The 19862-nt window shown below is 64.7% G+C and carries 19 protein-coding genes; 11 read left to right on the top strand and 8 right to left on the bottom strand.

Features of this window, described 5'->3' with window-relative positions; all coding sequences use genetic code 11:
* The first annotated feature begins 159 nt into the window (after positions 1-159).
* Positions 160-1503, top strand: a complete 1344-nt coding sequence (locus PanNE5_RS03860; protein WP_261939267.1) for an MFS transporter — start codon at positions 160-162, stop codon at positions 1501-1503.
* 270 nt (positions 1504-1773) lie between these two features.
* Positions 1774-2715 (top strand): 2-hydroxyacid dehydrogenase, encoded by a 942-nt coding sequence (locus PanNE5_RS03865; protein ID WP_017232581.1) that lies wholly within the window; start codon positions 1774-1776, stop codon positions 2713-2715.
* Between the two features lie 13 nt (positions 2716-2728).
* Here PanNE5_RS03865 and PanNE5_RS03870 read toward each other — a convergent pair whose 3' ends face one another.
* Entirely contained in the window at positions 2729-2980 is a 252-nt protein-coding gene (locus tag PanNE5_RS03870) for an MJ0042-type zinc finger domain-containing protein (RefSeq protein WP_017232582.1), read from the bottom strand.
* A 79-nt stretch (positions 2981-3059) separates the two neighbouring features.
* Between PanNE5_RS03870 and PanNE5_RS03875 the strand changes: the two genes are divergently transcribed.
* Entirely contained in the window at positions 3060-3347 is a 288-nt protein-coding gene (locus PanNE5_RS03875) for a type II toxin-antitoxin system RelB/DinJ family antitoxin (RefSeq protein WP_026131705.1), read from the top strand.
* Here the strand turns inward: PanNE5_RS03875 and PanNE5_RS03880 are convergent.
* Positions 3344-4315 carry an AraC family transcriptional regulator gene (locus PanNE5_RS03880; protein ID WP_254440906.1) on the bottom strand — a complete coding sequence of 324 codons (972 nt, stop codon included), beginning with the start codon at positions 4313-4315 and terminating at the stop codon, positions 3344-3346. The two genes, PanNE5_RS03875 and PanNE5_RS03880, sit on opposite strands and share 4 nt — an antisense overlap.
* 246 nt (positions 4316-4561) lie before the next feature.
* On the opposite strand from PanNE5_RS03880, the gene PanNE5_RS03885 reads away from it, so the two are divergent.
* From PanNE5_RS03885 to PanNE5_RS03900, 4 genes are all read left to right on the top strand, one after another.
* Positions 4562-5611: an aldo/keto reductase gene (locus PanNE5_RS03885; protein WP_017232585.1), complete on the top strand. Its 1050-nt coding sequence runs from the start codon at positions 4562-4564 to the stop codon at positions 5609-5611.
* 224 nt (positions 5612-5835) lie between these two features.
* Positions 5836-6510 (top strand): glutathione transferase, encoded by a 675-nt coding sequence (yfcF, locus tag PanNE5_RS03890; protein ID WP_017232586.1) that lies wholly within the window; start codon positions 5836-5838, stop codon positions 6508-6510.
* 324 nt (positions 6511-6834) lie between these two features.
* On the top strand, positions 6835-7932 hold the full coding sequence (locus PanNE5_RS03895) for a branched-chain amino acid aminotransferase (RefSeq protein ID WP_017232587.1): 1098 nt from the start codon (positions 6835-6837) through the stop codon (positions 7930-7932).
* Between the two features lie 138 nt (positions 7933-8070).
* Complete coding sequence (locus tag PanNE5_RS03900; protein WP_130024818.1) at positions 8071-8730, top strand: YitT family protein; 660 nt, start codon at positions 8071-8073, stop codon at positions 8728-8730.
* Between the two features lie 6 nt (positions 8731-8736).
* On the opposite strand, the gene PanNE5_RS03905 is transcribed toward PanNE5_RS03900, so the two are convergent.
* Positions 8737-9645 carry a LysR family transcriptional regulator gene (locus tag PanNE5_RS03905; RefSeq protein WP_261939268.1) on the bottom strand — a complete coding sequence of 303 codons (909 nt, stop codon included), beginning with the start codon at positions 9643-9645 and terminating at the stop codon, positions 8737-8739.
* 166 nt (positions 9646-9811) lie between these two features.
* Here PanNE5_RS03905 and PanNE5_RS03910 point away from each other — a divergent pair, with 166 nt between their 5' ends.
* The 3 genes from PanNE5_RS03910 (at position 9812) to PanNE5_RS03920 (ending at position 13817) form a co-directional block, all read left to right on the top strand.
* Entirely contained in the window at positions 9812-10837 is a 1026-nt protein-coding gene (locus PanNE5_RS03910; protein ID WP_261939269.1) for a DUF1338 domain-containing protein, read from the top strand.
* Between the two features lie 116 nt (positions 10838-10953).
* Complete coding sequence (locus tag PanNE5_RS03915; protein WP_017232591.1) at positions 10954-12453, top strand: aldehyde dehydrogenase family protein; 1500 nt, start codon at positions 10954-10956, stop codon at positions 12451-12453.
* 161 nt (positions 12454-12614) lie between these two features.
* The gene (locus PanNE5_RS03920) at positions 12615-13817 is read left to right on the top strand and encodes a PLP-dependent aminotransferase family protein (RefSeq protein ID WP_261939270.1); all 1203 of its coding nucleotides are present in this window, start codon (positions 12615-12617) and stop codon (positions 13815-13817) included.
* Here the strand turns inward: PanNE5_RS03920 and PanNE5_RS03925 are convergent, their stop codons facing one another.
* The 3 genes from PanNE5_RS03925 to PanNE5_RS03935 are packed head-to-tail and all read right to left on the bottom strand — an operon-like array spanning position 13818 to position 17586.
* Positions 13818-14984, bottom strand: coding sequence for a M20 aminoacylase family protein (locus PanNE5_RS03925; RefSeq protein WP_261939271.1), 1167 nt, complete (start codon positions 14982-14984; stop codon positions 13818-13820). It lies immediately after the preceding gene.
* A gap of 37 nt (positions 14985-15021) precedes the next feature.
* On the bottom strand, positions 15022-16254 hold the full coding sequence (locus PanNE5_RS03930) for a diaminopropionate ammonia-lyase (protein ID WP_261939272.1): 1233 nt from the start codon (positions 16252-16254) through the stop codon (positions 15022-15024).
* 51 nt (positions 16255-16305) lie between these two features.
* Positions 16306-17586 carry a Zn-dependent hydrolase gene (locus tag PanNE5_RS03935; protein ID WP_261939273.1) on the bottom strand — a complete coding sequence of 427 codons (1281 nt, stop codon included), beginning with the start codon at positions 17584-17586 and terminating at the stop codon, positions 16306-16308.
* Between the two features lie 180 nt (positions 17587-17766).
* On the opposite strand from PanNE5_RS03935, the gene PanNE5_RS03940 reads away from it, so the two are divergent.
* A complete protein-coding gene (locus PanNE5_RS03940; RefSeq protein WP_017232596.1) occupies positions 17767-18240 on the top strand; it encodes an Lrp/AsnC family transcriptional regulator in 474 nt (157 codons plus the stop codon).
* 78 nt (positions 18241-18318) lie between these two features.
* Here PanNE5_RS03940 and PanNE5_RS03945 read toward each other — a convergent pair whose 3' ends face one another.
* Positions 18319-18903, bottom strand: a complete 585-nt coding sequence (locus PanNE5_RS03945) for a fasciclin domain-containing protein (RefSeq protein ID WP_150551731.1) — start codon at positions 18901-18903, stop codon at positions 18319-18321.
* Between the two features lie 46 nt (positions 18904-18949).
* Positions 18950-19843: an alpha/beta hydrolase gene (locus PanNE5_RS03950; RefSeq protein WP_261939274.1), complete on the bottom strand. Its 894-nt coding sequence runs from the start codon at positions 19841-19843 to the stop codon at positions 18950-18952.
* Positions 19844-19862: the final 19 nt, after the last annotated feature.

Genomic DNA, 19862 nt, shown 5'->3' on the forward strand with positions numbered 1-19862 from the left:
CCCGCCACGCGACGGTCCCGCACCGTCGCGCGGCCCCCCTCGCCTCGCGTCTCGCGATGCGGGGGCTCGGCAGCACTAATAACAACAATCACGGCAACACGTTTCGGCGACGACGGCTGACTTGCCGCGCCGCTTCTGGCAACTTTGAGGAGACAACCCATGCCAGCCACCCCCATCAACGTGACGGCGTTCATCGACCGCCATCGCATTTCGCCGTTCCAGGTGATGATCGTCGTGCTGTGCTTCCTGATCGTCGCCATCGACGGTTTCGACACGGCGGCCATCGGCTTCATCGCCCCTGCCATTCGCGCCGAATGGTCGCTCACCCCGGCGCTGCTCGCGCCCCTTTTCGGCGCCGGGCTCGCGGGCCTGATGGCCGGCGCATTCCTGTTCGGGCCGCTCGCCGACAAGTTCGGCCGCAAGACCATTCTCATCTTCTCCGTGGTGTTCTTCGGTCTGGCGAGTCTCGCGTCCGCAGGGTCGATGGAACTGTGGCAACTGATCGCATTGCGGTTTCTGACGGGCCTCGGCCTCGGCGGCGCCATGCCGAACGCGATCACGCTGACGTCGGAGTACTGCCCTGAGTCGCGCCGTTCGTTCCTCGTAACGACCATGTTCTGCGGCTTCACGCTCGGCTCGGCGCTGGGCGGTCTCGCGTCGGCCGGGTTGATCGACGCCTTCGGCTGGCGCGCCGTGCTGATCGTGGGCGGCGTCATGCCGCTCGTGCTCGCTGTACTCCTGATGCGCGCGCTGCCCGAGTCGGTGCGCTATCTCGTGATGGCGGGCAAGTCGCCGGAGCGCATCGCGGCATCGCTACAACGCATTGCGCCGAATGAGGATCTGCGTGGTGCGACGTTCAACGTCGCGACGAAGCCGTCGACCACGTCGCCGGTGAAGCATCTGTTCAAACCCGAATTGCTGCGGGGCACGCTGCTTTTCTGGATCACGTTCTTCATGAGCCTGCTCGTGATCTATCTGCTCTCGAGCTGGTTGCCCACGCTGCTTCGCACCAACGGCCTGACGCTGCGCGACGCCGCCATCGTCACCTCGATGTTCCAGGTCGGTGGCACACTCGGCGCTATCGTGCTCGGCGGGTTGATGGACCGCTTCAACCCGCACTACGTGCTTGCTGCCGCTTACGTGGTTGCGGGCGTGTGTGTCGCCGCTGTCGGTCCTGTCGCCAGTTCCCCCGTGCTCGCCTCGGTGGCCGTGTTCTGGGCCGGGTTCTGCGTGTCGGGCGGTCAGGTCGGCGCGAACGCGCTGTCCGCTGGCTTCTATCCCACGGATTGCCGCGCCACGGGCGTGAGCTGGGCCAATGGCGTCGGGAGACTGGGGTCGGTGGTCGGCTCGGTTGGCGGGGCGTCGATGCTCGCCATGGGCTGGTCGATGCCGGCCCTTTTCGCCGCCATCGGCGTGCCCGCCGTGCTCGCCGGTCTGACGATGCTCACGCTGGGTCGCCTGCGTCATCATCAGGCCACGCACGCGGTGCAAGCCACGGCCTAAGCGTTTCGGCCCACGCAACAAGGCATACGTAACGCACACTGCCGCGGGTCTCGGGCTTGGGCGGGCGCCATTCGCATTGTGCGATGGCGCCCGCGTGCGTTTCGGGCCGGGAAATCCCGACAGCAAGGAGGTCGCGTGGCGTGTTGCATCGCGCAAATCGTTGCGGATAGGCATACAGTGTCGACTGGCGGCGAATTCGAGGTGTCCATTCGGCACCCGCGTCATTGCGACGCTGCGCCGCGAGCCCCCATTTCCCTGTGGAGATTGAAGGTGTCGTTGCCCTCATTGCTGGTCCTGATCCCGATGCACCCCGAGCAGTTGTCCGCACTGCAAACCCATTTCGATGTGGCTTACCACCCGAGCTATCACCCCGCGCCGCAAGGCTGGGGGCCCGACGGCGAGCGGGCGCGCTTCGTGCTGACTCACGGCGCGCGTGGTCTGAGCGCCGCCGAGCTGTCGCATCTGCCGAACGTGGCGTTGGTCAGCGCGCTGGGCGCCGGCTATGAGAATCTGGACGTCGCCGCCATGCGTTCGCGCAATATCGTGGCCGTGAACGGTGCCGGTGCGAATGCGCCGACGGTGGCGGATCAGGGCTTCGCCCTGCTGCTTGCTGCCGTGCGTCGCATTCCGGCCTACGACGCCGCCTGCCGCAAGGGTGTGTGGCGCGACGCGCTGCCGATGCAGCCGGGCGTGTCGGGAAAGAAGCTGGGGATCGTGGGGCTGGGGGCGGTCGGCCGTCAGTTCGCCAAACGCGGTGAGGGCTTCGATATGCAGATCGGTTACCGGAATCGGAACCGTCGCGACGATGCGCCCGCGCACTATCAATATTTCGACAGCGTGCTGGCGCTGGCCGAATGGGCGGACTACCTCGTCGTAACCGCTCCGGGCGGCGCGCAGTCCCATCACCTCGTGAATGCCGAGGTGTTGCGCGCGCTGGGCAAGCACGGCTTCCTCGTCAATCTGGGGCGTGGCAGCGTCGTCGACACGGCCGCCCTGGCGGACGCATTGCGCGACGGCGTCATCGCCGGTGCCGGGCTGGACGTCTACGAAGGCGAGCCGTCACCGCCTGCGGCACTGATCGATTTGCAGAATGTGGTGCTCAGTCCGCACGTCGCTGGCCGCTCGCCCGAAGCGGAAGCCGCCACGCTCGCCCTGTTTCTCGAAAATGCGCGTCGCTTCCAGGCGGGGGAGCCGGTGTTGACGCCGCTGTGAGTGGCGAATGGCGTCAGTGATTGTCGAGCCCGTCGATGCTTCGCACGGGCGACGGCGAGAGCGTGACGCCGTCGTTGACCGGCTCGAACTCGATGCTGCTGTTGGCGCTGCCCGTGGTGAAGGCGGTCTCGCACGTCGGACACTTCACTTCGGCATCCGAATGGAGATAGTCGTACATCGCCTGGACGGTCGGCTCGCTCGCCGCGACGGGGAAGCGGGCTTTACAGGTAGGACAAACGACGAAACCGGTGTGGATCGACAGCATGACGGGCCTCCTGCGGGCAAGTCGGCAACGTCACTGATTTTACAACCAGCCGGGTCATCGTGCGACGCGGGTCGCGGGGATTGGCGACGGCATCGATCCCGAACTGAAGGAACGCGCCACTGCCGTACTCGACAAGATGGGGTTGACCGTTTCCGATGTAGTTCGGATTTTACTCACGCGCATTGCCAACGAAGGTGCGCTACCTTTTGGTTTCGTCACGGATCCCGACGCTCACGATGCATGGTTCAAGCGAAAGGTGTTGGAAGCGCTGGAAGACACACGTCCAGCCATTCCCGACGAAGACGTCGAATCCCATTTCGCCGCACGCCGTGCCGCCGCACGCAAACGCAGTTCCCCAAAAGGTTAGTTTCGCGGCGCCCCGGCCTCGCCCTCCTGCAACCAACGGCGTTTGTCGCGCAGCGGCGCTTCGCCAAACACGCGCGCATATTCCCGGCTGAACTGCGATGCACTTTCATACCCCACCGTCTGCGCTGCCGCCGCCACGGTGACGTCCGCCGCAAAGATCAATCGCCGCGCCTCCTGCAAGCGCAACTGTTTCTGGTACTGCACCGGACTCATGGCCGTCACCAGCTTGAAGTGGTGATGCAGCGACGACACGCTCATGTGCACCTCCTGCGCCAATGCCTCCACGCGCAACGGTTGTGCGTAATGCTCACGCAACCATCGCACGGCGCGTGCAATGCGGTTCATCTGGCTGTCCTGCAACGCCATCTGCCGCAGCAACACTCCCTGACCGTTCATCAGCAATCGATAGACGATCTCGCGCTTGATCATCGGCGCCAGGATCGGAATGTCGCGCGGCGTGTCCAGCAAGCGCAACAATCGCAACACCGCGTCGAGCAACGCCGCGTCCAGCCGATTGACGTACATGCCACGCCCACTCGCTGAAGGCGCCGGCGGCGGCAAATGCTCGTCGCCGATGAGCGACGTCACATCCTCGGCCACCAGGTCGAGGCGCATGCCCAGATACGGCGACTGCTCGCTCGCCCCCGACACCTGCGCCACCACCGGCAAATGCACCGACGACACCAGGTAGTGCATCGGGTCATACGCGTAATCCTCGTCGCCGATCCGCAAGCGCTTCTCGCCCTGGGCGATGACGGCGAACGCCGGTTGCTGAAGCGCCGGCTTCGGGCCGCCCGGATGCAGGATCCGATGCACGAACAGGCCTTCCACCGCCGTCGGTGTCGTGCCCTCCAGGCCGTGCGTCGCGCGCTCCAGCCGATGCACCAGTTCGGTACGCGCGGCGCGCGACGGATCCCCCTCGAACCCGCGCGGCGAGGCCTCGCGCGGCTCAGTCTTGACCAAATGCATGACCATGCCTTCACTCCAGAGGCGGCCGATCCCCACGTCACGGCCGCAATGCTGCACAGCATACCCTCGCTACATGCGCTTGCCCGATCCTCCGACCGGGGATTCACACGATCAGGCAGGAAATGTGCAGGAACAGGTACTGCTCGCCCGATGCGCCTCGACGCATAATTTCTCCCATCCCGTGCAAGCCGTCGCCCCTCCCAGACGGCCGCCTGCGACGGGCAGCCACTTCAACGGAGCAATGCAATGCGACAAAGAAAACTCGGCAATACCGGCCTCTTCGTCTCGGAACTGTGCCTCGGCACGATGACCTTCGGCGGACAGGGCGAACTGTGGAGCAAGATCGGTCATTTGCAGCAACACGATGTCGACTCACTCGTGGGCCGCGCGCTCGATGCCGGCATCAACTTCATCGACACCGCCGACGTCTATTCGGAAGGGCAGTCGGAAATCCTCACCGGCCAGGCCCTGCGCAACCTCAAGGTACCGCGCGATAACGTCGTGGTCGCCACCAAGGTCTTCGGTGCCACGGGCGCACAAGGGGCCAATTCTCGTGGCCTTTCGCGCTATCACATCATGGACGGCATCAAGGCCAGTCTCAAACGCCTGCAACTCGATCACATCGACCTGTACCAGGTGCACGGCTTCGATCCGGCCACGCCCATCGAAGAGACCCTCGGCGCGCTCGACACACTGGTGCGCCAAGGGCACGTCCGCTATATCGGCGTCTCGAACTGGGCGGCCTGGCAGATCACCAAGGCGCTGGGTATTTCGGCGCGGCTGAACCTCGCGAGCTTCACGTCGCTGCAGGCGTATTACACGGTCGCCGGACGCGATCTCGAACGTGAAATCGTGCCGATGCTGCGCAGCGAAAACGTGGGCCTGATGGTGTGGAGCCCGCTCGCCGGCGGCCTGCTCTCGGGCAAATACACGCGCGACGGCCAGTCCGAAGCGGGCAGCCGCCGCCAAACCTTCGACTTCCCGCCGGTCAACGTGGAGCGTGCCTATGACGTCATCGACGTCATGCGTGGCATCGCCGCCGAGAAGGGCGTGTCGGTCGCGCAGATCGCGCTCGCCTGGCTGCTTGCCCAGCCGGTCGTCTCGACGGTCATCATCGGCGCCAAGCGGACCGATCAGCTCGACGACAACATTGCGGCAACGCGTGTCACGCTGAGCGCGCGCGAACTGTCGGCTATCGATGGGGCCAGCGCTCTGCCGAGCGAGTATCCCGGCTGGATGCTCTCGCGCCAGGGCGACCCGCGCCGCGCCCAGCTCGCCGAAGCCGGTCTGCTGTAAACGTCGGGAAGCAGTCAATGCGCGCAGAACTGTAGTGAGCGAGACACAGTGCACCGCGCGAGCGGTGCACTGTGCTCACGGCACGAGGGAAAATTCTCGCGACCTGGTGGCGGCAAGGTGTGAACATAGATCGCGCCCTATTGGCGATTTTTGCGGTAGCTTATTGTCGCGTGCGTTGGACAATCCAGGCCATCGCCCGCACATCCCTTTAACAGGAGTCCATCTTGTCAGCTGCTGCCCCCGCCTCGCTCACGCTCTTTGTCGACGCTCGATTCACAAGCCCCTACGCACTGTCGGTCTTCGTCACGCTACGTGAGAAAGGTCTGCCGTTTGATCTGCAAACCGTGGATCTCGTGCAGGGCGCGCATTATGAGACCCGCTTTGCGAACCTATCGCTCACGCGTCGCGTGCCCACGCTCGTGCACGGCGATTTCACGCTGTCCGAATCGTCGGCCATCACCGAATACATCGAGACCATTTTCCCCGAGGTGCCCGTGTATCCGTCAGATGTATGCGAGCGGGCTCGCGCGCGTCAGGTGCAGGCGTGGCTGCGCAGCGATCTGGGCGCCTTGCGAGAAGAGCGTTCGACCGAAGTGATCTTCTACCGTCCAGTGGACGAACCCCTCTCCGACGCAGGTCACGCGGCCGCGAGCAAGCTGATCGCCATTGCCCAGGACCTGCTGGCCGATGGCCGCATGTCGCTGTTCGACAAGGCGTGCATCGCAGACGTCGATCTCGCATTGATGATCAACCGTCTCGTGTACAACGACGACGTGGTGCCTGCGGCACTGGTCGAGTATGCCCGCCGCCAATTTGCGCGACCGGCCGTGCAGGAGTGGCTGGCGATGACGCGCCCGCCGCGTCCGGGCGACAGCATCGACGGCAGGGCCGCAGCCTGAGGGGGCCGTCGCCCTGGACGAATAACCCAGTCGCTCCCTCCTGATAAACGAAAACGCCCGTTTGACACGTTGCAGTCCTTCGTGGAGACGAACGGCGGCAGCCGTCATTTCGCGGGAATATCGACAAATCTCGCACTTTTCTTCTAATAATCGGCCAATTTCCGATTTTTATCGGCGTCATCGCCCTCTGAATGAAGTTGTGACGGCGCGGGTGGTGAATTCAGTCGACAGGCAGGGGGCTAAAGGAGGAAAATATGGCGACCTTGCCGTTTACGTTAACGGCACTGACGACTGAAGCCCCCTCTGCCGAGACATTCAAGAAACATGAGCGCCGATAATCAATTGCGTTTTGTCGTGGAGCCGCACGCCAACCCCACCCCTGCCGACCAGATCGCCGCCAAGCTGGCGAACCCGGTGTTTGGCCGCGTATTCACGGATCACATGGTCACGATTCGCTGGACCGAGGGCACGGGCTGGCATGACGCGAAGGTAGAGGCCCGCCGTCCGTTCGAGATCGATCCGGCATGCGCCGTGCTGCATTACGCGCAGGAAATCTTCGAAGGAATGAAGGCCTATCGCAGCGAAGACGGCAAGATCTCGCTGTTCCGCCCGCAAGCCAATGCCAAGCGTTTCCGTGAATCGGCCCAGCGCATGTCGATGGCCGAGCTGCCGGAAGCCGTGTTCCTCGAAGCCGTGGAAAAGCTGGTCGACATCGATCGCGCATGGATTCCGGGCACGGAAGGCAGCAGCCTCTATATCCGCCCGTTCATGTTCGCGTCGGAGAGCTTCCTCGGCGTGCGCGCCGCGCATGAATACATTTTCTGCGTGATCGCCTGCCCGGTCGGCCCCTACTTCAAGCCCGGCAAGTCGGCCGTGACCGTGTGGGTGTCCGACCAATACACGCGTGCCGCCCCGGGCGGCACGGGTGCCGCCAAGTGCGGCGGCAACTACGCCGCGAGCCTGATCGCGCAGACCGAAGCGAGTGGCAAGGGCTGCGATCAGGTCGTGTTCCTCGACGCCGCGCAGCATCGCTGGATCGAAGAGCTGGGCGGCATGAACGTCTTCTTCGTCATGGACGACGGCTCGCTCCAGACCCCGCCGCTCGCCGGCACGATTCTGCCGGGCATCACGCGCGCGTCGATCATCGAAATGGCCAAGCGCGACGGCCTGACGGTCAACGAAACGCCGTACGAGTTTGCCCAGTGGCAAGCCGACGCAGCCAGCGGTCGTGTGAAGGAAACGTTCGCGTGCGGCACGGCGGCGGTCGTCACGGCCATCGGTCAGGTGCGTCACGCCAAGGGCGAGTTCAATATTGGCGACGGCGGCGAAGGCCCGGTCACCAAGCGTATTCGCGATCAGCTCACGGGCATTCAACGCGGCAAGGTCGCCGATCCGTTCGGCTGGGTGCACCACGTCGCCTGATCGACGGACGTTGCTCACATAACAAACAAGTTGCGAAGTTGCGCATCGCCCGAGACAGCGATGCGGGAAATCATCGGCGGCGCGCCACGACACCAGGAGAGTCGGGCGCGCCGTCTTGTTGTATTTGACTTGCAGATCATGGAACAGAATCCAGGCGCCATGGCGGGCAGCCCCCGCAGCGCCCTCGCGGCAGCCGACACAATCGGCGTTCCGCACTCCGTGCTCGAAGACATCTATGCGATGGTCATCGGCATGGCATTCGTGGTGGTCGGGCTCGTGCTGCTCAAGGCAGCCGGGTTGGTCACCGGCGGCGTGGCCGGCATTGCACTGCTCGCGTCCTACGTCTTTCCCCTCCCGGTGGGCACCATCTTCACGCTGGTGAACATTCCGTTCTTCCTTTTTGCGTACGTCACGATGGGCCCGCGCTTCGCGCTCAAGTCCACCGTCGCGAGCGTCGGCATCACCTTTGCCCTCGCGGCCATGCCGCAGACCTTCAACGTCGCCTTCGTCAATCCGCTGTTCGCCGCATTCGTCGGCGGCACGCTGTGCGGCATGGGAATTCTGGCGCTCGCGCGTCACGGGGCCGGCGTGGGCGGCACAGGCATCGTCACGCTGTGGCTGCAACGCGAGCGCGGCATCAACGCGGGCATTACCCAGGCGTGCATCGACACGACGATTCTGCTCGCCTCGCTCACCACGATCCCCGCGGGACGCGTTGCCTGGTCGGCACTGTCCGCGCTCGCCATGAGCGCCATGGTGGTCGCCTGGCACCGGCCGGGCCGTTACACCGGACGCTGAGCCGCGTCAGACGGGCGCGTCCGGGCGATAGGCGCTGGCCTGTGTCAACAGCCACTCCCGGAACACGCTGAGTGGTTGCCCATGCGTGAGTTCCGTCGGATAGACGAGGTAGTAGGCCGACTCCGCCACGCTCTTCACGTCGACCGGAATTGTCAGGCCAAAGGTGGCCAATTGTCCCTCGACGAAGAATTTCGGCACCAGCGCGACGCCGAGCCCGGCGGCCGCGCCCGCGATGAGCATCGTGTGCAGCTCATAGCGCACCCCCTGGAGCGCCCGATGGTCCTCGATGCGTTGCTCCGCAAACCATTGGGTCCAAGCACTGGGGCGTGTCGTCGAGTGCAGCAGCGGATACTCGAGCAGATCGGCGGCCGTGCGAACCGGCCCTTTGAGCAGCGACGGTCGGCACACCGGCACAACTTCCTCACCGAACAGATAATCCGACGAGGTGCCCGGCCAGGTTGGCTGCCCGAAATGGATGGCCGCTTCGAAGTGCGTCTCGTCGAACGTGAACAGGTCGGTGTGCACCCCCATGTTCACCCGAACCTCGGGGTGGCGCTCGTCGAAATCCTTCATTCTCGGAATCAACCACTCGGACGCGAACGTCGGCAGCACCGCCAGTTCCAAATACCCGCCCCCGCTGCCGTGCGCCATGATCGAGAGCGTGTCTCGATCAAGTTGTTCCAACGTGCGGCGCACTTGCATGCCGTACAGGCGTCCGGCGCGGGTGAGCACCACGCGCTGCTTGGCGCGAACGAACAGACGCACCCCCAGTTGCGCCTCCAGCGTGGCGATCTGACGTGACACGGCACTTTCCGTCAGAAACAGCTCGCGCGCCGCGTGCGTAAAGCTTTCGTGTCGGGCCGCGGCCTCGAATGCCAGCAGCGCCGCCGTGCCCGGGGTCTTGAATTTGCGCATATTGATTCCAAGAACGCATCAAGTGGCAATTTTATCTCGCTTTACGAGTGAGGCATCCCTTCCAATAATGCTGTCAATGCAAGATGGCATGGGGTAAGGCGCTCCCTGCCATGCCCTGACACCCTGCGATGCCGCCTGAGACGGCGTTCCCCCTTGAGATAATCCGATGCGCAATGCCAATGTGCAGTCCCTGCTGGTTCCCCTGATCGGGCAAGCGCGTACCGACGCGCTCTTCGCGACACTCAATTCGCCGTCGATCCTGGCGGATGCCGAGCCGGGATGCGTGACGAGAGCCGAACTCGCGCAGGCCATGAACATGGCCCTTTTCGAAGGGCTGCTGGCGCGTTCGCCGAATGGACGCACCTACACTGAAGAAGCGATTGCGGGCGGTGGCAGCGTCTACTTCGATCACGGCGCGCTGCGCACCGTACGCTGGGCCGGTAACGGCGCGCTGCCGCCGGGCGAAGCGGCCTTCACGCGCATTTTGCGCCCGCTGGGCTTCCGTCTGAACGGTCGCTATCCGCTCGACCGTCTCGGCATGACGGGTCGAGCCTATGCACACGAAGACGCCCCTGAAGAGATTTCGCAGTTCTTCGTGAGCGAGCTGCATCCGGAGCGTTTCTCCGAGACGTTCCAGCAAGCCGTGTCGCGTGTGGTCGGCACGTCGAAGGATCCGCTCACGCCTGCGGCCGCCGGTCAGCTTTGGGAACTGGAGCGCGACGGCACGCTGCCGCTCGAAAGCGCACAAGCGCTGCTGCCGGTGATCGTTGGTGCGTTTGCCCGTCAGCACGACATTCCGAGCGAAGCCGATTACGAACTGCTGTTGGCGGAATCCGCTGAAATGGCCTGGATCGCGACCGAAGGCAATGCGTTCAATCATGCGACCGACCGTGTCGAAAACGTGTTCGCGTTGTCCGACGCCGAGAAGGCCAAGGGCCGCCCGATGAAGCCCGACGTCGAGCGTTCGCGCTCGGGTCGCGTGTTCCAGACGGCCTATCGTGCCGACACCGTGCGTCGCGAGTTCCGCGGCAAGGACGGCGAAATCGTGACGCGCGACGTGCCGGGGTCGTTCTACGAATTCATCACGAGGCATCGCGCGTACGACACCGAGAAGCGTTGCTGGAAGATCGACCTGCGCTTCGACGCGGGCAATGCGCAGGGTATTTTCAAGATGACGGCCAACGCCAAGTAATGGAGGGCTCGTGGCGTCCGGCGCACAATATGTCCGTGCCTCGATGCTGCACCTCAATCTGCCGACACCGGTGAACAGCACCGTCGGCCAACACTGAATTCCATAGGGGTATCCACGTGAACGCAACTTCCATCCTCAACGAACTGGGCATTGCCAAACTGGCCGAAGCGGGCGACATCGCGGTGCACTCACCCATCGACGGCGCATTGATCGGCCGCGTGGCCAGCGCCTCGGTCGCCGACGCCCAAGCCACCCTCGCCCGCGCGCAGACCGCGTTCACCGCATGGCGCAACGTGCCCGCACCGCGTCGCGGCGAACTGGTGCGTCTGCTCGGCGAAAAGCTGCGCGAGCGCAAGCAGGCGCTGGGCGCGCTCGTCACGCTCGAAGCCGGCAAGATCCTGCAAGAAGGGTTGGGCGAAGTGCAGGAAATGATCGACATCTGCGACTTCGCCGTCGGCCTGTCGCGTCAGTTGTACGGCCTGACCATCGCGTCGGAGCGTCCGGGCCACCGCATGGCCGAGACGTGGCACCCGATGGGCGTGTGCACGGTCATCTCCGCCTTCAATTTCCCGGTGGCCGTATGGGCCTGGAACGCGGCGCTCGCGCTCGTGTGCGGGAACGCCGTGGTGTGGAAGCCCTCTGAGAAGACGCCGCTGACCGCACTGGCCGTCAATCGTTTGATGGAAGAAGTCATCGCCGAATTCGGCGACGCGCCGGAAGGCCTGACCGCGCTCATCATCGGCGGTCGCGACGTGGGCGAGGCACTCGTCGCCGATCCGCGCTCGGCCATCGTGAGTGCGACGGGCAGCACGGAAATGGGCCGCAAGGTCGGCGTGGAAGTCGCGCGCCGCTTTGGCCGCTCGATCCTGGAACTCGGTGGCAACAACGCGGGCATCGTGACCGGCAGCGCCGACATGGAACTCGCCCCGCGCGGCATCCTGTTCTCGGCGGTGGGTACGGCCGGTCAGCGTTGCACCACGCTGCGCCGCCTGTTCGTGCACGAGAGCGTGTATGACAAGACCGTCGAGCGTCTGAAGACGCTGTATGGCAAGGTTGCCATCGGCAACCCGCTGGAGCGCGGCACGCTCATGGGCCCGCTGATCGACGAAGGTGCCTTCAAGCGCATGCAAGACGCCCTGGACAAGGCACGCGCGCAAGGCGGCAAGGTCACGGGCGGCGAGCGTTACGCGGTCGCAGGCGCGGAGAACGCGTTCTATGTGAAGCCGGCCATCGTCGAGATGCCGTCGCAGACGGAAATCGTGCTCACCGAAACGTTCGCACCGATCCTGTATGTGCTCAAGTACAGCGACTTCTCGCAAGCCATCGACGCCAACAATGCCGCTTCGCACGGCCTGTCGTCGTGCGTGTTCACGACCGATCTGCGCGAAGCCGAGCGCTTCACGTCATCGGCCGGTAGCGACTGCGGCATTGCCAACGTCAACATCGGCCCGAGCGGCGCGGAGATCGGCGGCGCCTTCGGCGGCGAGAAGGAAACGGGCGGCGGACGCGAGTCGGGTTCGGACGCGTGGAAGGGCTATATGCGCCGTGCCACCAACACCGTCAACTACTCGTCCGCCCTGCCGCTCGCGCAAGGCATCGACTTCTCGATCGAGTGAAGTCTCGATAACCCGCCCCGACGTCGCCCATGCCCATGCGCGACGTCACGCAACGGGTTACGCATCTGGTCAACGCCGGACGTGCCCTGCCCCTCGGCAGGTACGCCCGGCGCCCCTCCCCGATAGCCGAATTCCGTCACGCTTTGTTTAGCGAGGCCCCCATGTACGCCTTCACTTCTGTGTTCGCCAACCCGGCCGGTTCGCCGATTCGCGAATTGTTCAAATACTTGTCCGAGCCGGGCATGATTTCGTTCGCGGGCGGCTATCCCGCAAGCGACCTGTTCGATGTGGACGGTCTCGCCGCAGCGCAGGCCCGCGCCTTCGCGCAACCGACGCGCTGCCTGCAGTACGGGCCGACCGACGGCCTGGCCGAACTCAAGACGCAGCTTCTCGCGCTGATGGCCTCGCGCGGCGCGTCCTGCGCCGCCGATGAGCTGCTGGTGACGACCGGCTCGCAACAAGGGCTGGACCTGCTGCTGCGCGTGATGATCGCGCCGGGCGATGTCGTGGTGACCGAGCAGCCCGCGTATCCGGCGACGCTGCAGGCATTGCGACTGCAGCAAGCGACGATCGTGACGGTGCCCGTCGACGCACACGGTCTGGACGTCGCGCACCTGAGCACGCTGCTGCACGAGGGCAAGATCGCCGTGCCGAAGCTGCTGTACACCGTGCCGACCTTCGCCAATCCGACCGGCGCAACGCTCTCGCGCGAGCGTCGTATCGCGCTGCTGAAGCTGGCGGTCGAGTACCGGTTCATCATCGTCGAGGACGATCCGTATGGCGACTTGCGATTCGCGGGCGACGCGGTGCCGACCTTGCTCGGCCTGACGGCGGAAGTGCCGGGATCGCGCGACTGGGTGGTGCACTTCTCGAGCCTGTCGAAGATCGTCGCCCCGGGGTTGCGCGTGGGTTGGACGGTCGCGCCGCCGGAGATTGCGCGCCGATGCGTCGTCGCGAAGCAGACGGTTGATCTATGCAGTGTTCCGTGGACGCAAGCGGTCGCGGCGGAATATCTGGCAGACGGCGCGTTGGCACGCCATCTGCCGAGGATCACGGAAGCCTATCGCCGCAAATCCGACGCGATGTGCGACGCGTTGCGCGCGACGCTGGGCGATGCCATCGCGTTCCACGCGCCGCAGGGCGGCATGTTCGTGTGGGCGCGTCTCGCCGCAGTGAAGACGAGCGATCTGCTGCCGCACGCGATCGCCGAGAAGGTGTTGTTCGTGCCGGGAACGGCGTTCTTCGCAGAACAGGCCGACGAGGCTTCGCTGCGGTTGTCGTTCGCGGCGCCGGCCGTATCAGCGATCGAGGAAGGCGCGGCACGACTTGCACGTGCAATGCACGCGACCGGCGCCACGCGATGATCAACGCGGCAGGCTGTCGCGCACGATCTGCGCGAAGTAGCGCGCACCGAGCGGCAGAATCGCGTCGTTGAAGTCGTAGCAGGCATTGTGCAGCGGGATGGCGCCAAGCGCATCGCCGCTGCCGTTGCCGATGAACGCGAAGTTGCCCGGCACGTGCTGCAGGAACACCCCGAAGTCCTCCGATGCCATCATCGGTGTAACGTCCGCGTCGACGCGGGTTTCGCCCACCACCGACTGCGCCGCGCGAACGGCGAGCGTCGTGTTGTCCGCCCAGTTCATCGTCGGCGCGAACTCGTGTGCGTACTCGAATTCGCCATGCGCGCCATGCATCGCACAGACGCCCAGACTGATCTCACGCATGCGTGTCTCGAGCAGTAGCTGCACGTCCGGCGAATAGCTTCGCGTGTCGCCCTTGATGACGACGTTCGTCGGAATGGCGTTGCGAATGCCATCTGTAATGAATTCCGTGCAAGACACCACCGCCGACAGCCCCGGATCGACACTGCGCGACACCACGGTCTGAAGCGCCACGACGATCTGCGCGCCAATCACGAGCGGGTCGATGCCCATGTGCGGGCGCGCCGCGTGCGTTCCCTTGCCGCGAATGCGGATGACGAAGTTGTCTTCGCTCGCCATGATGCCGCCGACGCGCGTGGCGAAGTGACCTGCCGCGATGCCCGGCATGTTGTGCACGCCGTAAATCGCATCGATCGGGAAGCGTTCCAGCAATCCATCCGCAATCATCGCCTTCGCGCCGCGGCCATGCTCCTCGGCGGGCTGGAAGATGAAGCGCACCGTGCCGTTGAAATCGCGCGACGCGGCCAGCAGCTTGGCCGCGCCGAGCACCATCGACATATGACCGTCGTGCCCGCAGGCGTGCATCTTGCCCGGCACTTGCGACGCGTGGTCACGCCCCGCCGCCTGCTCGGCGATCTGTAGGGCGTCCATGTCGGCCCGAATGCCGATCGCGCCGCGCCCGTCGCCCACCCGCAGATTCGCGACAATCCCCGTACCGCCGATGCCGCGATGCACCTCCAGCCCGAGACTCGCCAGAATCGTCGCCACCGTTTGCGACGTGGCGACTTCCTCGAAACCGGTCTCCGGTTGACGGTGAAACGCGTGTCGCCACCCCGTCAGCGCCTTGGCAAAATAGAGGTCCTGCGTCATGACTGACTCCTGTGAATGCTATTGATCGGAGACGACATCAGCGTGCCAGCCACGCCTGCTGGCGCCGCGTCACCGACGTCGCCGGTTCGCCCACAAGGTCCGCATAAACGCGCGGCGCTGTCGCGCCTTCCGTGTTGATCAGCAGGACGCGTGAGTCCGCGTTCAGACCGATGGCCGTTGCCAGCGCAGGCGTAGCGGCCGCCTGCATCAAACCCGCCAGACCTGCTACCCCCGACTCTCCCGCGACAAAGGGCACGTCGTTGTCGCTGCCGCGCGCCAGGCACCGCATGGCTTCGACGGCCTCGGCATCGGTGACGGTCATGAACGCATCGACCGACGATTGCAGGAATCGCCACGCGAGCGGCGACGTCTCGCCGCAGGCCAGCCCGGCCATTACGGAATCGACCGACCCCGACGCCGAGGCTGCCTTGCCCGCAATGGCGCTCTGATAGAGGCAATCGGCCTGCATCGGCTCCACGACAACGAATGTTGGACGCCACACGCCCCAGCGCTCCCAAAGATAGCTCACGATACCCGCCGCCAGTCCACCCACGCCCCCTTGCAGGAAGACATGCGTGAGCGGGCAGGCGGCGTCCGTGCGAGCGTCTGCGCCGCAGAGCGCTTCATCGACTTCGGCCGCCGCCGTCCCGTAACCCTGCATGACGTCGCGTGGAATGGCCTCGTAACCCTCGTAAGACGTGTCCGAAACCACATGCCAGCCGTGACGCGCGGCAAGCGCCGCCGCCGCGTCCACCGACGCATCGTAATTGCCCTCGACGCGCACGATCTCGGCACCGTACGCGGCGATCGCCTGTTCGCGCTCCTCGCTCACCTGCGCGTGCAGCACGATGACGCAGCGGCAGCCAATGCTCTGCGCTGCCGCGGCGAGCGCGCGACCGTGGTTGCCGTCCGTCGCGCTGATGACCGTGACACCGGCCAGCGCGTCGCGATGCTCACCTCGCAGAAGCGTTCGCGCGGTGAAGCCGAGTGTTTCGCATTCGCGCAACAGAAGGCGCACGAGCGCGATCGGCGCGCCCAGGGCCTTGAAACTGCCCAGCGCCGAGCGCAGCGCTTCGTCTTTCACGAGCACGCTGCAAACGCCCAGCGATGCGGCCAGATCGGGCAGCGCGCGCAGCGGTGTGCTCCCGCGCGTCAGCCCATCCCAATGGGCCAGCCACTCGCGGCTCTCTTGCGCACGAGCGATGCTCATGATGTCCTGGAGGTCGGCCGGGTATGGCGCGCGAGCGGCGTGCGGATTGACGTACAGCATGGGGGGCTCCGGTATTGCGGTATTTCGGGATGTCGGGATGTCCGAACGGTTCTATCGATGTACGCCGAGGCGCCTTGCAACGACATCGAGCAGCACTTTCGCGCCGTTCACCAATTGCTCGTCGTCGGTGTGCTCGCGCGGGTTGTGGCTGATGCCGCCCCGGCTCGGCACGAAGATCATCGCCGCCGGCGCGATGCGCGCGATCATCTGTGCGTCGTGGCCCGCGCCCGACGTCATGCGCTTGGACGACAGGCCCAGCCCGCTGGCGCTCGCTTCAATGACGTCGGCCAACTCGGCGTCGAAGACAACCGGCGAGAAGCGCGCCAGGCGCTCGGCCGAAATGCGCACGCCTTCGTCTTGTGCGAGCTTCGTCAGGAATGCCGAAAAATGCGCTTCGCTCGCTGCCAGACGTTGTTCGTTCGGGTCGCGCATATCGACCGTGAATACCGCCTTGCGGGGAATCACGTTGATGACGCCCGGCTCGAACCGCAGCGTGCCAACGGTCGCGAGCGTCGTGCCGGCGTCGACGGCGATGCGCCGCAGCTCGGTGACCGCGGCGGCCGCGGCATAGCCGGCATCGTGGCGCAGACGCGTCGGCGTGGTGCCGGCATGATTGGCGTTGCCCTGCACGGTGATCTGCTGCCACGAAATGCCCTGTAGATTCTCGACGACGCCGATCTGCCGCCCTTCCGCCTCGAGAATCGGGCCTTGTTCGATGTGCAGCTCAAGATACTCGTGGGGCACGAGGGTGCCCGGCATCATCTCGCCCGCGTATCCGATACGCACGAGTTCATCGCCCAGACGCGCGCCATCGGTACCGATGGCATCGAGCGCCTCGGCCAGCGGCACCCCCCCCGCGTGAACCAGCGAGCCCATCATGTCCGGATGAAAACGCGCGCCTTCCTCGTTGGTGAATGCCGCGACCGTGATCGGACGCGACGGCACGACGCCCGCTTCGCGAAATGCCCGCACGATCGCAAGGCCACCGAGCACGCCATAGCATCCGTCGAGCGCGCCCGCGTTGACGACGGTGTCGATGTGCGAACCCATCATGAGCGGGCGCAGCACCTCACCCGCCTCACCCGCCGCGTCCTTCGCGGCCGACGACAGCGTGCCAAAGATATTGCCGATGCGATCGATCCGCACGTCGAGATCGAGTTCGCGCATCCACGCGACGACCTGATCACGCCCGGCTTTCTCGGCATCGGTGAGCGCGACGCGAGTGCGGCCGCCCGCCACGGGATCGGCGCCGATCTCGCCCAGCTCATGCAACTGTTGCAACAGCACGGCGCCGTTCAGGCGAAGGACGGTGGGGGCGTTCGTAGCGGACATAGGGGAATGCGGTCGTTTCGGTGGAGATGTCGATGGGACAGCCGCTCGCGCAAGCGTTTTCAGCGACGGGTTTTGCGCGTCACCGCTGGCGGAGTATCATCGATCTGCCTGAATAATATTCCGGGGCGCGTGTACGATTAACCCGTTTTTAGCCGAAAATTCGAATTTTTATTGCGTCACATGAGCCTGGACAGTTACGACATCGCCCTGCTCGCCGCGATCCAGCAAGACGCGACGACGCCTCAGCATGCGCTTGGCGCGCAAATCAATCTGTCATCGGCCGCGGTGAATCGGCGGCTCAGAAAGCTGGCCGACGAGGGCGTGACACGCAAGACCGTCTCGCTGGTGGATCCGGCCAGCGTAGGCTACACGCTGACGATCATTACCGAGGTCGAAGTCGAGAACGAGCGGCTCGACCTGCTCGATGCGATGAGGCGCAGCTTTCTCGCCTGCCCGCAAGTGCAGCAATGCTATTACGTGGCGGGCGAATGCGACTTCGTGGTGATCATGGTCGTGCAGAACATGGCGCAGTACACCGAACTCACCCGCGCCCTGTTCTTCGAGAGCAACAATGTCAAACGCTTCAAAACGCTCGTGTCGATGAGCAACGTCAAGGTCGGGTTGGAAGTGCCGCTGGACGCGCTCGGCAGTTGAGCGCAACGACACCCGGTCATTCTCCTGGGCACCATGCCCTGACGAACGACCGGGGAAACATCACAGGGCATCAGGACATCAGGGCATCAGTACTTTGTCCACGACGTGAATCACCCCATTCGATTGCATGACGTTGCTGATGGCGATGTTTGCCACACCGCCCTTGTCATCCGTCACCATCAGGTGTCCGCCCATCTGCGTCACGGTCAGTGAATCGCCTTCGACCGTTTTCAACATCGCCTTGCCGCCGGCGTCTTTGACGGCCTTCATCAGATCTTGCGCGGAGAGTCGGCCCGGCACCACGTGATACGTGAGCACCTTGTCGAGGGTTGCCTTGTTCTCGGGCTTGAGCAGCGTATCGACAGTCCCCGCCGGCAGTGCCGCGAACGCTTCGTTGGTCGGCGCGAAGACCGTGAAGGGCCCGGGGCCGGAGAGGGTGTCGACCAATCCGCCGGCCTTCACGGCGGCGACGAGTGTCGTATGGTCTTTTGAGTTCACCGCGTTTTCGATGATGTTCTTCGAGGGGTACATCGCTGCCCCGCCGACCATGACCGTCTTCTCACCGCTGTCCATCGGCGCCGCGCAAGCGCTGAGCGCCGATCCGAAAACACAGCAGGTTGCCACAAGCACCGGCAGAAATCCGGTCGAGTAACGAGTCTTCATTTTCTCACCCCATTGATGGCGCTTCGCAAATCGGAAGCCCTCTTACTTACGAACAAGCCGGGTGAGCGGATGCACGCTCCGGAAATGAATTCACGAAGGTGGCAATATCGTCCAGCACTGGCGCATACCCTCGCAGCGGTGCGCTAAGCGTTCCCAGAAGCATCGCGTGTCCGAGGTCGTAGTGCCGCACTTGCACCGCATCGTTCATCCCATGCAAGCGCTGGGCAAACCGCGTCGTATTGCCCGGATCGACGACCGTGTCCGCGTCGCCCACGGCCAACCACATGGGCGGTTCCCTACCCGTCACGAAATGAATCGGCTGACTGGCGAGTCGCACCGGCTCGGGAAATATCCGGCGAAGCACATCGCTCTTGAGCGGCAGGAAATCGTAGGGGCCGGCCAGACCGATGACGCCCGCGATATCGCACTCGCGCATGCCATTGGCGTGCAGGTAGCGGGCATCGGTTGCCAGTAACGCGACCATTTGCGCGCCCGCCGAATGGCCCATGAGAAACAGGCGGTCGGGGTCGCCGCCATACGCTCGCGCACGCTCGCTCGCCCAGCGCACCGCGATCGCGGCGTCGTCCATGAAGCCCGGGAAGGTCACCTCGGGATAGGTTCGATAGTCGGGCACGACCACCAGGAAGCCGCGCGAGGCGAGCGCCTCGCCCACAAAGCGGTAGTCTTCACGTTGGCCGTTCTGCCAACTCCCGCCGTAGAAGAACACGACCACCGGCATGCCGCTCGCCCCCGCGTCGGGGTGTGTTGGCACATAGACGTCGAGTCGCTGTCGCTCCGACGTGCCATAAGCGATATTCGTGACGTCACGATACGTGGTCCGCGGCGTGAGCGCATTCACTAGCGTGACGGGACTGCACGCACACAGTGCGACGCTGGTGAGCACCAGGGCCAGCATGCCGCCGAGCGAGACATTCGTCATGTTCCCTTCCTGTCGAATA

It is taken from the genome of Pandoraea sp. NE5 (genome assembly GCF_024363545.1).
Taxonomy (GTDB): domain Bacteria; phylum Pseudomonadota; class Gammaproteobacteria; order Burkholderiales; family Burkholderiaceae; genus Pandoraea; species Pandoraea cepalis.

Coding starts and splice junctions, on each gene's coding strand:
- PanNE5_RS03945 (WP_150551731.1), bottom strand. CDS start 18,903: ATGAAGACTCGTTACTCGACCGGATTTCTGCCGGTGCTTGTGGCAACC.
- PanNE5_RS03870 (WP_017232582.1), bottom strand. CDS start 2,980: ATGCTGTCGATCCACACCGGTTTCGTCGTTTGTCCTACCTGTAAAGCC.
- PanNE5_RS03885 (WP_017232585.1), top strand. CDS start 4,562: ATGCGACAAAGAAAACTCGGCAATACCGGCCTCTTCGTCTCGGAACTG.
- PanNE5_RS03935 (WP_261939273.1), bottom strand. CDS start 17,586: ATGTCCGCTACGAACGCCCCCACCGTCCTTCGCCTGAACGGCGCCGTG.
- PanNE5_RS03930 (WP_261939272.1), bottom strand. CDS start 16,254: ATGCTGTACGTCAATCCGCACGCCGCTCGCGCGCCATACCCGGCCGAC.
- PanNE5_RS03925 (WP_261939271.1), bottom strand. CDS start 14,984: ATGACGCAGGACCTCTATTTTGCCAAGGCGCTGACGGGGTGGCGACAC.
- PanNE5_RS03910 (WP_261939269.1), top strand. CDS start 9,812: ATGCGCAATGCCAATGTGCAGTCCCTGCTGGTTCCCCTGATCGGGCAA.
- PanNE5_RS03880 (WP_254440906.1), bottom strand. CDS start 4,315: ATGCATTTGGTCAAGACTGAGCCGCGCGAGGCCTCGCCGCGCGGGTTC.
- PanNE5_RS03950 (WP_261939274.1), bottom strand. CDS start 19,843: ATGACGAATGTCTCGCTCGGCGGCATGCTGGCCCTGGTGCTCACCAGC.
- PanNE5_RS03940 (WP_017232596.1), top strand. CDS start 17,767: ATGAGCCTGGACAGTTACGACATCGCCCTGCTCGCCGCGATCCAGCAA.
- PanNE5_RS03920 (WP_261939270.1), top strand. CDS start 12,615: ATGTACGCCTTCACTTCTGTGTTCGCCAACCCGGCCGGTTCGCCGATT.
- PanNE5_RS03905 (WP_261939268.1), bottom strand. CDS start 9,645: ATGCGCAAATTCAAGACCCCGGGCACGGCGGCGCTGCTGGCATTCGAG.
- PanNE5_RS03895 (WP_017232587.1), top strand. CDS start 6,835: ATGAGCGCCGATAATCAATTGCGTTTTGTCGTGGAGCCGCACGCCAAC.
- PanNE5_RS03900 (WP_130024818.1), top strand. CDS start 8,071: ATGGAACAGAATCCAGGCGCCATGGCGGGCAGCCCCCGCAGCGCCCTC.
- PanNE5_RS03860 (WP_261939267.1), top strand. CDS start 160: ATGCCAGCCACCCCCATCAACGTGACGGCGTTCATCGACCGCCATCGC.